Origin of the sequence: Halovibrio sp. HP20-59, assembly GCF_033052795.2 — a bacterium.
Lineage (GTDB): Bacteria > Pseudomonadota > Gammaproteobacteria > Pseudomonadales > Halomonadaceae > Vreelandella.
In genome coordinates, this window is sequence record NZ_JAWJUW020000007.1 from 150,349 (window position 1) to 165,232 (window position 14,884).

14 protein-coding genes are annotated in these 14,884 nt (G+C 47.4%); 5 read left to right on the forward strand and 9 right to left on the reverse strand.

What is annotated here, in order from left to right:
• The first annotated feature begins 68 nt into the window (after positions 1–68).
• Positions 69–347 carry a HigA family addiction module antitoxin gene (locus RZA33_RS10590; protein ID WP_035561890.1) on the forward strand — a complete coding sequence of 93 codons (279 nt, stop codon included), beginning with the start codon at positions 69–71 and terminating at the stop codon, positions 345–347.
• A gap of 566 nt (positions 348–913) precedes the next feature.
• Here RZA33_RS10590 and RZA33_RS10595 read toward each other — a convergent pair.
• Complete coding sequence (locus RZA33_RS10595; RefSeq protein WP_101146623.1) at positions 914–1,462, reverse strand: hypothetical protein; 549 nt, start codon at positions 1,460–1,462, stop codon at positions 914–916.
• A 479-nt stretch (positions 1,463–1,941) separates the two neighbouring features.
• Here RZA33_RS10595 and RZA33_RS10600 point away from each other — a divergent pair, with 479 nt between their 5' ends.
• From RZA33_RS10600 to RZA33_RS10615, 4 genes are all read left to right on the forward strand, one after another.
• On the forward strand, positions 1,942–2,865 hold the full coding sequence (locus RZA33_RS10600) for an Abi family protein (RefSeq protein ID WP_101146624.1): 924 nt from the start codon (positions 1,942–1,944) through the stop codon (positions 2,863–2,865).
• A 265-nt stretch (positions 2,866–3,130) separates the two neighbouring features.
• Complete coding sequence (locus RZA33_RS10605) at positions 3,131–4,036, forward strand: hypothetical protein (RefSeq protein ID WP_317507701.1); 906 nt, start codon at positions 3,131–3,133, stop codon at positions 4,034–4,036.
• Positions 4,037–5,018: 982 nt separating this feature from the next.
• Positions 5,019–5,432, forward strand: a complete 414-nt coding sequence (locus tag RZA33_RS10610) for a hypothetical protein (protein WP_317507702.1) — start codon at positions 5,019–5,021, stop codon at positions 5,430–5,432.
• Between the two features lie 148 nt (positions 5,433–5,580).
• Positions 5,581–5,793, forward strand: a complete 213-nt coding sequence (locus tag RZA33_RS10615) for a hypothetical protein (RefSeq protein ID WP_317507703.1) — start codon at positions 5,581–5,583, stop codon at positions 5,791–5,793.
• 191 nt (positions 5,794–5,984) lie between these two features.
• Here the strand turns inward: RZA33_RS10615 and RZA33_RS10620 are convergent, their stop codons facing one another.
• From RZA33_RS10620 to RZA33_RS10655, 8 genes are all read right to left on the reverse strand, one after another.
• The gene (locus RZA33_RS10620; protein ID WP_317507704.1) at positions 5,985–6,983 is read right to left on the reverse strand and encodes a hypothetical protein; all 999 of its coding nucleotides are present in this window, start codon (positions 6,981–6,983) and stop codon (positions 5,985–5,987) included.
• A gap of 311 nt (positions 6,984–7,294) precedes the next feature.
• Positions 7,295–7,609: a hypothetical protein gene (locus tag RZA33_RS10625; RefSeq protein WP_317507705.1), complete on the reverse strand. Its 315-nt coding sequence runs from the start codon at positions 7,607–7,609 to the stop codon at positions 7,295–7,297.
• A 538-nt stretch (positions 7,610–8,147) separates the two neighbouring features.
• On the reverse strand, positions 8,148–9,845 hold the full coding sequence (locus tag RZA33_RS10630; RefSeq protein WP_317507706.1) for a DUF2326 domain-containing protein: 1,698 nt from the start codon (positions 9,843–9,845) through the stop codon (positions 8,148–8,150).
• Entirely contained in the window at positions 9,836–10,108 is a 273-nt protein-coding gene (locus RZA33_RS10635; RefSeq protein WP_322976196.1) for an ABC-three component system middle component 6, read from the reverse strand. Before RZA33_RS10635 ends, RZA33_RS10630 begins: the two co-directional genes overlap by 10 nt.
• Entirely contained in the window at positions 10,059–10,652 is a 594-nt protein-coding gene (locus RZA33_RS10640; protein ID WP_317507707.1) for a hypothetical protein, read from the reverse strand. Before RZA33_RS10640 ends, RZA33_RS10635 begins: the two co-directional genes overlap by 50 nt.
• Positions 10,652–10,966, reverse strand: a complete 315-nt coding sequence (locus RZA33_RS10645) for a hypothetical protein (protein ID WP_317507708.1) — start codon at positions 10,964–10,966, stop codon at positions 10,652–10,654. Before RZA33_RS10645 ends, RZA33_RS10640 begins: the two co-directional genes overlap by 1 nt.
• A 243-nt stretch (positions 10,967–11,209) precedes the next feature.
• Complete coding sequence (locus RZA33_RS10650) at positions 11,210–12,997, reverse strand: ATP-dependent helicase (RefSeq protein ID WP_317507709.1); 1,788 nt, start codon at positions 12,995–12,997, stop codon at positions 11,210–11,212.
• The gene (locus tag RZA33_RS10655) at positions 12,990–14,783 is read right to left on the reverse strand and encodes an ATP-dependent nuclease (protein WP_317507710.1); all 1,794 of its coding nucleotides are present in this window, start codon (positions 14,781–14,783) and stop codon (positions 12,990–12,992) included. The genes RZA33_RS10650 and RZA33_RS10655 overlap by 8 nt, the downstream gene beginning before the upstream one ends.
• Positions 14,784–14,884: the final 101 nt, after the last annotated feature.

Sequence of the window (14,884 nt, forward strand, 5' to 3'; positions counted from 1 at the left end):
GCCATGAATGCAACACCTCAAATATGCGATACACAATTTGTGTAGAGAGAGAGAACTGAAACATGACCATGATGAACCCGCCGCACCCAGGTAGCTTATTGCGCCGTCGGATCGTGCCAGCGCTGGGGCTGAACGTCACTGAATTTTCCAAAAAGTTAGGCATGTCTCGTGCAGCAGTTTCACGCGTATTACATGAGCATGCCGCTATTTCCCCCGATTTGGCCGTTAAGTTAGAGCATGGCGGAATTGGCAATGCCAAGCACTGGCTAACGATGCAGGCAAACTATGAGCTATGGCACGCCGAGCATAAAGAACAGAACCATATTGAAAGATTTGCAGCTGTTTGAATTAGTAAGATATTAATTCGGAAAAACCCAACGCACCGCGACGTTGGGTTTTTTGTATCCAATTAGCCTCGCTAATTGAGACGCAAAAACCCGGCTTATTGCCGGGTATCAAGGTTTAAATATTGGCCATTATGAAAAATCTGCTTACCCATTCATGCGAACGTAGCAGGTAATAGCACCTAATTAGAGGTCGTCTTCTTCCTCTACATATTTGGGCACGCAGTCATGACAAAGGAATAATTGGCGTTCCTGGCCGAACACCACAGCTGTTATATTGTGAACTGCTTCTCGCGCACATGGCGTCTCATCATCCTTCATGCCTTCGCACTCAATCACGGTGCTACCTCATCGGTTTTTTGTCTGACTAGGATTAACCAGCAGCTTCGCTAAAAGCCCTACTCCTATTAAAACACTAGGCCTGCATTTCGACACCCGTCGACATAGGTGTTATCTATATTCTTTTAACAGGTTAAAAAAACGTCGTATAGGGCCGGACTTTTGGTGTTTGATGTTGTGTCATGCCATCTGGATGTAGAGAAACCCGGCTGGCAATTCTTCGCAGCGTGTTACTTCTTATTCACGCGGTGGTAAATTTCTTCCTCTAAGACGAGCTTAAACGCCTCTCCTTCTGCTTCAAATTCATCCCACAAGCATTCTGGCAGCGATGCAGCGTCCAGATCGAGTTGGCCCGGCTGAGCGCCGTATTCTATTTCATTGACGATATGGGGTTCGCGCTGGATAAATAACGTGGCCATAGTGTTGAGCTTTTCGTCTTCACGCTCTTTCTGGTAGAGCCTAATTTCATCTAGCGCCGGGCCTTCTGGCCAGGACTCTTTTCCTTCCATTCGACGTTTTGCCGTGTCAATCAGCTCGCCGAAAGCGCCCAAAGCCCCTGCTGCTGAACGATGCCCGTACTCATCGGCCGCCAAGATCAAGTCTTGCTCTTTATAATCGCGCACAGCCACGCGAAAACGAACGCCATCACAATGCAAGACCGAGTAAGGCATGACACTGCTTTCGGCATCAATCCACTCGGCAATACCTCGTATAGTAGTTTCACGGTCAAAAATGCGGCGTGGGTAATCGTCCCAGCCATCGATAGCGTCGAGAATCATGCTTCCCCCTGTGGGCGCTTATTAAGTTTATTAAGATAATTTCAAGTGGTTTTTCTATATTCATCTTGGTGGGTAGTTAAAGTACTGCCAACCATACATGTGAAATTCGGTGAATTATAAACAGGCTATACGTTGGATTCCGGTGCAACATTCCCCCTATAGCTGCCTTTTACTACCCAGTCAAAGCGTACTACATCAATTAGACTTGTCCTGGCCAAGGTTCACCTTCGGCCGAGTACCCATTACAGATAAGAAACAGCTTTGGTTGGCACGGGCACAGTAAAGGTCTACTACTGCAAGTGGACTTGTACCGACCAAGGTTCTCCCTATTCCGGGTGCCCATTCGGCATAGGAAACAGCCTAGATTGACACGAGTACAGTAGAAGCCTATTATTTAAGACAAGAATAACCCCCACGCCTCACAGGATTCGTTCTGACTGCGCACCAGGGGGTTAGTTTTTTTAGTGGTAAAAGAATGTATGGGGCTACAACTGCAACCACAACTAAACTTCACAAAACCCGCAAAATCCTCTCACGCCCATCTTCGCCACCTTCGCGCCAAGGGTCTCATCACCAAAGGTCAGCAATCACAAGCACTTAATGCCCTTCAGTTTGTCGGGTATTACCGGCTGCTCATTTATACGCGGCCGCTGCAGGATGATCAAAAACGTTTTTATCCGGGTGTAAGGTTTGACGATATTCTTGCGCTTTACGAGTTCGATCGTAGTCTTCGGCTAGTGCTCCTTGACGCTATTGAACAAGTAGAAGTCGCGTTTAGATCCGCCATAGTTAACGCTATGGCCAATGACAAAGACTGCGGCCCCCACTTCTATCTCAAAACCAAACATTTCAAGGACATGGAAGCGCACCGCAATTTCATGAAGAACGTCTTGGGATTGAGACTTACCAACCCCATTAAGCACTATTACCACACTTACCATACGCCGCCTTATCCGCCGATCTGGACAATCTTGGAGGAGTTAAGCATTGGCCAAATGTCGCGGTTGCTTGCCAGTCTTGATCGCGAACATCGGAGGCGAGTGGCTACACAGTTTGGCTACGATGAAAAGGTCATTGTGTCGTGGCTCAAAAGCACAACCATGCTGCGTAATAATTGTGCCCACCATAGCAGGGTCTGGAATAATAATGTCGGCGCTGACAGCCCTCAAAGCGCGAATGCTATCCACTCCGAGTTTCCAGGCAACCCTGATCAAGGATTTTTCTTTTCCCGGACCGTCGCGCTCCAAGCACTTTTGAAAGCGATCGATCCATCAACAACTTGGCAGGATCGCTTCAAGACAGTTATGAGAACATTGCCAGTTGCGACGCTCTCAAAAGCCGGCATCACACCTCAGTCAATAGGGATTCCCTTTCAGTGGGAAACACGACCGTTCTGGAACTGAATACAACCCGAAGCTAATTTTCAGAGAGTATCCTGAAACATCTTATTATCCAGGGAAAGGTACGATGTTACGCTGCCTGGGAGTTGCAGAATACGAGGCCTTGGCGAAAGTAGCCGATCGTTTGCGCCTCACTTGGATCGAAGTCCCTGTTGAAATCGAGGATAGTTGGGTAAGGCTGAATCGCCAAACGGTTGCCTATCTAAGTAAGTTAGGTGACACATCCAACTGATTAAGTTTAAACAGTTGCTTGTAATAGGCTCTACTAATGATCACTAACATTAATGAGTACGAGGCAGAGACTGCCTTTGAACGTTTTGCCCTTGACCGGTATTTACCCCTTACAGCCCAGGCATCTGGAAGCTACATCGATATACGTCCACTCATTGACGGAGGAAAAAACGTTATACAGAACGGGGCGAGCCACATTCAAGCCAATCGGGAGGACAGCCTACGTGCAGCTATCTTGCCATTGGCGTTTGGAGCAGCCTGGAAGGTGCTCGATCTTACGATCGAGCTTGCGCTGGCGAAACAAGGTATAAAACCCCAGCGGGAAGCCAAGCTCTGGCCAATTAAGGAAAAGGCTCGTATCGCAATGAGCGGGACGTTGAACGGCGAGATCCTAACCGAGGAAACCTGCACCTGGGTGGGAATTCTGACTTGTTACGTGTCTACAATAGAGTATCGCCATAGCCTGATTCATCGACAAGCTCAGTTTGTGGAAATCCCCCTCACCTTATCGGGCCATGGTAGAGATGGTATGCCACTTCCACCGCTAGATGAAGCTACGCTTAGAGCCTTAATCGCGTTGTCACAACTCGTTGGGGAAGGGATCATCAGCAACGGGCTGAATCGTCGTCGTCTCGACAACGTGAATTTTCTCTTGAATAGATTATCGTGCTTTGGGGTTAACTCAGTACCGCAAGGCGTCAGGATGAAGCCTATCGAATATTATTGGATGAAACTTCGTCCAGACCCTCATGGCCAATGGGTGGCCCCCTTCTCGATCGTTCATGAGCAGATGCGATGCAGAAGACAGTTAGGACACATTGACGTTCGCATCGACTTACCGGGAGAAAGCGGTCGCCAGCTTGTCGGTCAGTGCGAGGATCTACCGGACTGGGATGTCACAATCGATTTCAACCAACCCCCAAGCTACCTAGCTTATCAGTAATGCAGCCTAGCCAAGATAGATAAAAGAGAAGTATTGAAATAGACATTGTACTCAGGCGGGCGCCGCAGGGACCGAGCCATGGCTGAACCTTGCGATTACCGATCGCGAGACATTGAAGCGATACCTTTGGGCGCTCGCCCCGGGGGCTCTCACCACCTGTGAAATTGATTCTGCTAACGGCAGCTCAACACAAGATCAAGGCAGCCAAACCCTGCCAATACAGCCTCCCCTCAACTGACTGAGATTGTCGTTTGTGGATTTTTTTTTACGATATTAACTTCCCAGATGTCACCCATGCCCCTATCTTATTGGCGAGGCCGTTCATTGAACGGTATGGGAAACGGAAATTGCTAATCACGATAACCTTTTAGGTTGGTTGTCAGGTTGTTTCGACAAGGCCCGCGGGCTTTTCGGCTATCACGCGAGGGCGCTTACGTCAGCAGTCCTGATAACCTCCTCAAGGCATCCCTGTGGCTTTTTGCTCCAGGGGAAGCTGTCATGCACAGCAAATCTGCAGCCTTCGGCTGATCAGATTCACGTTTTACCTTCAAGCCCCTTCTAGTTCGCTAGTTGGGGCTTTCTCGTTCTGTGTCATAACCGGCCCTATCTCCCTTTAACCAGCCATTCATGAGCAGGGGACAACAGGGGGGAATCACTTGCAGCAAAGTGGTGGTCCAGGCCGGCGAGGCACTGGTGACACACTACCTAGATACCCCCTTTACTCGGTCGTCCGTGATTTATGAGACGTACGTTCGCCTGTCATGGGATAACGCGCACCCTAAGTACCCCGAGCCTGAAACCCTCCTGTGATATGTCGCTGCAGCTCAGGCTTTAGTGATCGATACTCAGCAGCATATCAATCGCCAGACTTCATGAAAGCGATCCCGCTCCGCGGCATCTGAGTACGCGATGAGGATTCACCTCGCGGGACGAGTTCGCCAGCAAGCACTACATGCCCTAACCAAGCAGAATGAGAAATCCAATGATCATTAGCATCGAATATACAAGTCGACGTGACATCGAGCGTCGGCAAGCAAGCGCCGACACAGTAGTCCTGTCCATTCGTGGGGTCGATGAGCGTTCAACTCGCTTGGCAAAGGGGTGGGCTGATGTTCTCTTAATGCAGTTCGATGATGTTGTTCCCGGTGAGGGCTTCGGCTGCGAAGAGCCCATGACGCTTGAGGATGCTCAGAGGATTTCTGGCTGGATACGGCAGTGGGCCAGCGATCGACGGCCGGTAAAACTCGTCATTCATTGCACTGCCGGTGTGACCCGGTCTGCTGCAGTGGCTCTCTGGGCTGGCGCCTCACTCAATCGACCAGCTCAAGGGGTCGAGGGTGATGGCAGGGATGCGAATCCACACGTTTGGTCAATGCTCGACCGCACGGCAGCGTAAACACCCAGCCCCTAGTGTGTATTGCCCATGAGTTATACTGTAGCCTATCGACTGGTTGCGGCCATCCAGCACTTCCTCACTCCAAGTGTCACTCTGCGTCCTACCATTGATGAGACCTGCACTGGGTAGGAATGACTAAGGAGATCGTATGAAAGAGTTCGAGGGCTGCTTTAAGGGTTACATGCTCAACAGCAGTATGGATGGGATTAGACTCCCAGAAGGAATCACAGAGAGGATTTTTATCGGGTTGTACCATATCGACGGTGGAACAGCCTTTGATTCCTGCATTCAGTGGGATAACCGCTCCCCCCTTGTTGCATGTTTATCAGGACGCTTGGAAAGTTCCGTGTTTTCGATTTAAATAAAGTCTATTTGTAAGGACTGCTGTTACGTAAAAAGGTGCTAAACGTTACGAAGAGCTCACACCTATTCCTGCTTACTTCAGTTTTCGGCCAGAAGCGGCCTTTTAGTAGCCACTACTATAGCGCTTCAACGCCCGCAACACCGGGCAAGTTTCGGCGCAGCGGAAATTGATCCGAGTGCTTGCGATTGTTATACGGACTTAACTGCATCAATTAATCCGTCTCCGAGCTTTACAAGGCAACTTAGCAATGAATCGACATCACCATTTTTTACAACGACCCTTTGACCGACCACATAAGATTCATCGTTTGACTTTTCGATATATCGGGAATCCACGATTCCATCATTGTGTGCCAGCAAATGTCTCTTCTGAAATAGAGTATTAAGTGAGACAAGCTCTTGATGGTTAAGCCAATCATGGTATCCACGGCCAATAGCATCTTGCCAAAGCCGGCTTCCTTGGTCTAAACGCTGGAAGGCATTAAAGGGCGGCACGTCATATTTTAAATAAAGCCCCTCACAATATTTCTGAAACGCAGTGACGCCATCTAAAATACAGCTTTCTAGTATAGATCGGCATGTGACTTCAGCCTCATCTAATCCCGCTACATCCGTTAATGCTTTTTTTATAACTCCAATATTTTCTTTCTTGCTTCTTATTTTACGGATAGCGTCAGAGTAGTTTTGAGTGACCGAGTTTTCCCCACAACATGGGCAAAAGAAGGCATTTCCAATTACTGAGAAATGCGCAGCGCAGCTCTCACATTCAATTTCGAGCTCCATCTTATCAACTGCTTCTGCTGGCAGCGCATAAGTGCTTTTCTTTCCGCCTGAAACTTTTATGGAAACTGACAGAAACTTATACTTGCTTTGCTTTCTATTAAAATTATCAGCGCCAGATACCAATGCATTATGAATGGTGTTTTCAACAACCCTCTTTGCTTCACCAAGACTATGTTCAACTTGCCCTTTAGTGAACCACTGATTTGCCGGAGCTTCATGTCTACATAAGGGGCACCAAACGGCTTCGTCTTTGAATAGGTTAGACCAGTCTTCATGATCGACTTTGAATAAGAATTCACAGTCCTCATTTGGGCACTGCTTATCAATAAACCCTTTTTTGTCCTCTTCTATAGGAACAGAAACTGAACTTAAGTCTTTTAGGGCTTTACTTAAATTTTCAAACATTTCCCACTCCCTCCTATTCTGTATAACAAGTATTAGACTGCCCATCTTATGATTAGATAAACGTGACTGCATGTTTATCCGACAAATGCAGTCTAAAAATAACTCTAAGCTATTGGCATACATCATTATTAGTTATAATTAGCCTAAATATCCAAGAATGACCGCTTTGGATCGATAACACTTATGCACGAACATTCCTGTTTCGGCCACAAGCTTAACATCAGCTCAAGGTGATGAAATACTGTAAATAGCCGAATGCAAAAATCCTAGAGCAGCCTTTTCGGACTCGAGTTAATTTTACTACTCATTAGTCACTTGTATTTTTCAACCTTGCTCTTTAAGTGAGTTTTATAGAGGTACTCAACTTTATCTATATTCATTACTGAGCCACGACAAGAGCGAATCCCTGCATTTTTAAAATATTGAGAAAGTGTGAACACTGGCAAGTTAGAGCCAGACCTTTTGAATATTGCACATATTTCAGCAGATGCTTCTATGAATTGGTTTGAGTATGTTGTTGCCCAACTTCCCGAGCCATGATCACCTGGAATATATTCACCTTGATATTTTTTGCAATGTTCAATTAGCTCACAAGCTCTTACATGATCTTTACTAGACAACTTCATGGCGCCCCCTATTTGCCTGACTATTAGCGCAGACCTCATCCGACTCCGAAGGAGCTCGATTAGGGCGATTTATAAATTGAAATTATTTTCCTTTCTTCTTTGGCGTCTGCGCCAACGTACTGCCTGCAGCGGATTTCGAAGCCTTGCTAGTGCGACCATCGCTAAGAGTCTTTGAAGCAGCGGAAGCGGCCTTAGGAGAGGTTTGACGCTTTGGCGTTCCTGTCTGAGAGAGTGCGCTCCCAGAGGCTGACTTGGATGACTTGCCAGTGGATTTACTGGTGAGTGTCTGAGATGCGCTTTTAGATACGCCCTTGCTCGTTGTTTTCTTATTCATTATGTGCTCCCTCATTTAGGCTGTTAATTAAGCCGATTATCTTTTTTGGCAGGGATGCTTGTGTCCACAGTCGCTTACCACTATTAATCAGCATAGACTAAAGATCCTCATTCGGCCAATAGCGGACTCCCAAATTTAGCTAAAACCCTCAAATCTTTGGGGACGATTCAAACTATTGAGAGTAAGGATGATAAATGTACTTTATCAGATCTTAAAAAATTTGTCTGACTGCTTTAACCATAATACTGTATTATCATCAATAAACTTTTGATCAAGTGACTGCAATTTATCACTTAATATAGCCATCACTACTTGGATTTTCTTTTTATTAGCTATGCGAGCTAAAGTAGCTATTTTATCTGGATCTGCCGCTTCTAGATGATCTTGCAGTGTGAACTGAGGTAATTTTGCTTTTACTTTTTTTACGTATTCTACAAATGCCATATCAAATGCTAGCGCAGCTGCACGCGGCGCCCCATCACCGGCAACCTTCTCTTGGTTAACTATAGAAAACTCAAGTTCATTAGTGGCGCTATTGGTGTCAACATTTACACTCAGAGCAAAACTCTTGAATAAAGCGCGTGTATATTCCTTGCATTCTTTATTAAATACATCGACATTAGTTTTTAGTTGTGACATGTGCGCTTGGTTGTTCTGCCTTAGCTTTGTAATTGTCAATTCTAACTTCTTAATCTTCCTCGCTTCAGATGCGATTTCGTCTACAATCATACTTGTTCTTCCCCGTTCCTCTCTTTTATCCTGCAATTCCTTCTCAATAACAATAAAGCCACCTAAATGTGATTCAGTGAAAATAGCCTTTATCAAATATTTTTCTTCTCTTAAAAGAGCCTCTAGCTCCGCCTGTTTGCTTTCCCTGTCTAGTGTGTATTCAGCGAGCTGTTGATTAACATACTCTGATTTTTTTCGTATTACCAAGTCGTGAAAATTGATAACCTCTTCTAGAGATTTGCTCAGATTAGGTACTAGTGATTTCGCCTCCGCATAGATGGCTTCAATCATATTGACGTCGAGATCGGACTGTTTGGAAGCATAGTTGGCTATTGTTCGTCGAGCATAATTCATTCTAATTTCCAAGCGCGCGATTTCACTTGTAACCTGTGCTATTAGCTTTCTCTGGTGCTTGAGGCGTGTAATTCCCTCATTTTGTGCATCTTTAAAATCATATGCATCTTCTTTTTGATTCAATATCTCAATATCGTCATCTATAGACTTAAGATTGTCTTTATAATCTTGTTCAGTCTTACCATTTAGTAGCATGGCTATGCGAGATTCGCTCTCCTTTTTCTCCTTACTCAGCTGTATTTCCCTTGAAAGTTCACTGTGCCCTGCAAATCCAAATATGTATGAATAGTAAGAAATATAGGATGCATCTGACGTATGAACGTTTAAATAACGATACGTGCCATGAGAAGTAGTTTTGTCTATTCTGACAAAACGATTCTTTATTGCGCTATAAGTAGGGCTCTCAATGCTAAAACCTAGTAATGGAGCCAAGGCTTCTTGAAATTTATCATTGGTATCGTATTCATTGCCATTAATCCAGCTATACCGCTTAAGTACAGTGCGAGTTTTCTGATGAGCTTCAACGATTCGCCTTTTTATACAATAAGAAGTGCCATTTATATTCATGTACAAAACAAATGTTACATTCCCACTTGTAACGAACTTTCTTATTGAATCGCTTGTAGTTCTTGAATCAGGATCGTTCCATATATTTTCACCATCAGATCCAAGACAAAAGTTAATTACCCGTAACGCGGTACTCTTACCAATATGATTTCCTGATGCTTCCGAGTTGGTAATAATGTTTATACCATCTTGGAATTTAATCTCTCGCCTAACGGATTTACCGTCCAGAATCTGCAATTTAATTAGCTGCATAATTTAATATCACCTGACTCTGTTAGCTCAATAGCGCCGACCATATACAGCCAATCCAAACCAAAGTTGAAATAAGCGAGCGAGACGTTTTCATTTGAGATTTTGAATTTCTCAAATAGTTCTAAGGGGTCGACAGACATATTCTCTAAGGAGCGCAATACAAATAGTATATTTGCACCAATGACATAAAGGCTCTTATAGGGTGCTGATAAGTTACTTATAATCATCGGGTCTTTCCAATATTTTGCAATTAACGAATCCATAGCAAACAATCAAGCTAGTTGCCCCTTGGACGTCTTCAACCGGACAGTGATGTAAATCAACTTCAGCAAAACCTATAACTGTATTAGACACACTCAGTATGAGGTTATCCGCGTTAGAGCGGACCAAACTAATAACATCTTCTTTTTTTGACGGATCAGCCTTATTGCTTATTAATAAGTTTCTTCTATGATTTTTGTAGTTTTGGTGTATAGCTTTAAGAAACTTATCCTTTGATCCTGGTTCCTCATCATCAATAGCGTCGACCTGCTCTTCAACAACAGATAAAAAACTTATGCATTCATTGATCTCTTCACCAAAAACTTTAACGTCATTAAACTCAATCTTTTCCATAGGATCCGGCAGTTCGTTATCATCTGATTTTTTCGGTTTTTGGTCATAATTATCTATTATTTTTTCTAAAAGTGGATTAAGTAGAGAACGATACTTTGCAGTTTGATTTATATTAAACGTTGGTTTGTTTCCAACTCCAGAACCATCATAAGCGAGGCCCCCTCTATCCGCCTTTATGTCTTTACCTGCCATTATTTGTCACCCTTGTTTTTCTTAAAAATATTAAACTTATTAAGAAATCCGGAGTTATCGACAGAAATACCACCGTTATCAGATGTAATTGTTTTGCCTGTGGATTTTGATGAAAACGAAAGGAAAATAGTGACAAGAAGTAACAGACCCGCAATCCCAGAAGACCATTTAAATGCTGCCAAAGTTTGCTCAGCTCTCATTTGAGAAAATAAATTAGCCTGTATAAATCCTTCGTGAATTGACCAGAATGTCGCGGCCGCTATTGCAGCTAAGCCAAATCCTGCTTTGACCGCTACCTTCAGAAAATCAATCATATCCGCACTCCTTACCCAAAAAAATGAAACAAAGCATGTACAACTAGCACCTACCACACGACGACTTAAAGCTGCTTCAGGTTTCACCATTTACTTTTTTAAACATAAACTGGCTCAATAGTACTCACTATATAATCGGTATCCTTTTCTTCCCGATTTTAAATCTCCGGCATCCGCTATGGGTCGTTCAGGTACCATGCTCGGATACTAGATCGGACCCTCGTAGCTACCCTGGCCTCTAAACTATCCATCAGCGTTCAGTCGCTCTTCGACTTCCTTGACAAATGGCGATGGCATATTCGCCGCGTACATGATATGCAGTTCCTGTTTGGCGCGCGTAAAACCCACATAGAATAGTCGCCGCCACTCGACGAGACGCTGGTTACTTTGGTTATGCCATGGGATGGTTCCATCGTTCATACCGAACATGATAACAACCACGAATTCACGGCCCTTCGCACTATGGAGCGTTGAAAGGCTAATACAGTTCTTGCCCTCACTCCTTCCTGCAAACTGCTCCAAAGTCATTTCTGCGCAATCGCCATCGGGAGCGGCACGATCGATAAAAGCACCGAGGGTCTCACCCTCGTCCTGCAACGTGCGGCACCCCTCGATCAGTTCCGCTATCGCTTCCCGTCGCATTTCGTTAAGCCACCAATGGAGTAGAACGGTACTGTCCCGTCGTTCCCATAGCGTCTTTAGCAGCCGCCGCTGAAATAAAAGGACATCACCTTCCGCAGTCAAGGATTCTGAAAAAATGCGCTGCCCATCATTCATCAGGGTCCTGAACCGCGGCGTGCCGGTACGCCAACCTCCGCAACACCACTCGGCACATTGTTCCAGCCAGCGCATCAGGCGACTAGAGCGAGGGTAAAGAGAATTCTTATCAGTTCTTATCGTCGGCAGACCGTAGTTCTGCGCGGCGCTCGCCACCGCATCGCCTATAGGTGCCGACGGGTAAAGAATTGCGATATCCGCGAGCCGCAAATCGGGCAGGCGCTCCCTAATATCGGGAAGCAGCGACGAAAAGAGGTCGTCTGCCTGTTGGTCGCGGTTCCCTGTTCGGGGATGGAAGTGTATCGTTCCTTCATTCGCCCCTTCAGCAGCTTCATAGTCGCGATCCTCGCCGAGAGCGTAACGCGAGCCGGTCACGATCCGGGACCCGCAACGATAGTTCAAACGTAGGTGGACAGTCTCAACATCGTCACGTCGTGAAAGTTGCTGAAGCAGGTCCGGGCGTGCCCCATTGAACCCGTAGATCGACTGATCCGGGTCACCAACGGCGAACAGGCGCATCCCGGCACTAAAGCAGAACCCCAAAACCATGCGGTGCAACGCACGGCCCAAGTCTTGATACTCGTCGACGACCAAAACCGGATACTTCGCAAGAAGCGCGCGTTGAAGCCACTCATTGGCGCGCAGCGCCCGCAATGCCAGCAGAGGCATGTCGTCAAAATCGATGCGCGCCATGGCCCGCAACTCGTCCTCAAAGGCCTCAACAAGGGCCGCCAATACAGGGTCGCGCTCACGCCACTGGGGACTATTTCGGTTCAGGATCGCTCGGCGGTAATTACCCATTCTGAAGTCCCACGTCTGCGGGTTATCAGGGCCGTCGATGACGCTTCTGTAGGCGCGTTCAAGCGCGCTGGCCCGCTCACTTTGCGTCGCGACGCTGAACTCGTCAGGAAGGCCGAGCCCCGCCACCTTTGCGTATGGCAATACGATCTGAGTCAGCGAGAACGAATGGACTGTGCCAATGAAGACACGACCTCCAGGTTCGATACCGAGGGCCGCCAACCGGCTTTCAAGTTCCCTCGCGCATTCATTGTTGTAAGTGATGCACGCGACGCCGCGCGGTTCCTGGACATCCTCAGCTAGGAGGCGTGCGAGCTTTACCGTCAGCGTCTTTGTTTTGCCGCTGCCCGGTCCTGCAAGGACAACGCAATGGCCGAGGGAATCGTAGGCCGCCCACTGGCCAGGATTACGGCGCAGTGATTCTGCTGCCTGCAGATAAAGCGCTCGCTCAGACACGGTCTGCTACAAACTCAATGGCGCGCTTTATATAGGTCGGCGGTTCGATGCCCTCTATGCGGGAGGCAAGGCGCTGCGCAAAGCGACCCTTGCCAACGGATTCGATCAGCTTGAGATAGTTCTCGACATCCAGAGTATCCCGGTCTACTTCCCAGCCGTCGATCCAGTTTCGTCGTTCCTGACTCCATTTCTGTTCCCTCAATACCGCAATAATTTCGGCTGTAAAGTCCTCATCTTTGAAAAGATCAACTTCAAGGGTATGCGTGTTTGTGAAGACGCCAAAGTTCTCGCATCTGTCGCTGAAATCATTCGCGTTCTTAGCGAGTTCTTTGAGCTCATTCACCACCTCGACGGGCACCTCGCCGGTCCTCTCATGCTCCATAGCCGCGATGAGTTTCAAAGCACGGTTCATGGCAAGAGGCTTTTTACCTTCAACGGGATCCCAGTCAGTGACAATCGAGAAGGGGATATCAAGTGCGGTCAGAAACTTCGCGTAGGGCTTAAAGTTCGTGCCGGCGACAGAGCAAACCGTAATGCCGGCGTGATCAAGCGGATGACCAATTGTTTCAGCAAGCACTGGCAGCAGGAACTTCTCGGCGTCGCCTTCGACCAGGATGATGCCGCGGGCGAACATCATCTCCGCTCTTGTGACATCAAGGTAGCGGGCAAGATCCTCTTCATCGGCTTCAGAAAGGGAGATGCTTGCCGTGGAATGCCCGACAGCCCCGTCGTTGGCTGTCTCTTTAAGCAGCACTAGAGAGCGTAGCGGCGCAACGCTGGCAATATGCGGCGAGTGCGTAGTCAGCAGGATCGAGAGAGGGGTACTCTCACCAATATCTTCGAAGAGATCCCGGTAGACAGACCGTTGCAAATGCGGGTGCAAATGAGCTTCCGGCTCCTCGATCGCCAGGAGTGTGTGATCCCGCAAGTTCTCATTCATCTGGCGTTGCAGTTCGAGGCTCTTGAGGGTGAGGAAAACAATATTTGCAGAACCAAGGCTGGCATCGTTGATCGCTCTCTGACCGTCATCAATCAGTAATCTTATGTTGCGATAGAGCCGCGTGGCCTCTGTAGCGCCAAACCCTAGCCGGGGTTTGATGTCCTGTTTTGGGCCACTCATCTCGGCGAAGCGCGTGCCGAGCTTCTCCTCCAGCTCCTTCACAGCCTCAAAATCGCCAAGTCGGGCTGTCGCTGCTTGAACCGCGTCCTTTATCTCCTCAAGCTCGTTGCGCTCGACGCCACGGAACGCGCTTTCGATTAGCGGCCGCAACGGCGACCGGCGCCAGGTTGCAAGATCGCCCTCCGCGTCTCTGAGCGCAGGAAGCACCTCCATCGTAATCCGTCGTCGCTGCGCGTGCCCGAACGTCTTCGTGTCGCTCTCTCCCCCGTAGCAGACGAACTCATAGTCATCCTCTGACGCCGGCGAGCCTTCCAGATCGCCTCTGGGCCGGAACTCGTAAGTGAGGCGTACCGTCTCCGGGTCGTCATCAAGGCGGAAATCCGTCATTTCCGCAAGGATATCTAAGTCGTCGTCGAAGTCCTTGATTTCGACGGCCACAACGATCTTGTCATCTTCGTCCGGTTCTCCTAACCCGTCCCAGAAGTCCTCCAGTCCGAGTTGGCGGGCGCTGTCAGGGAGTGTGGGATCGAATATTAGGCGGATCGCGTAGAGAAGGTTGCTTTTGCCGACACGGTTTTCACCGACCACAACAATATTGCCGTCAAGCGCGACATCTAGATCCGAGAAATTCCTGAAGTTTTCAATTTTTATTCGTGACAAGTACATTGCGCGCCCAATCTTTCCTAGTGTTCGAGATAGGTATGACCAATCGTTTCAGTTCGATAGCCGTGGTACGAAGCTTTGACGTCCAGCAGGTATTAGACCCA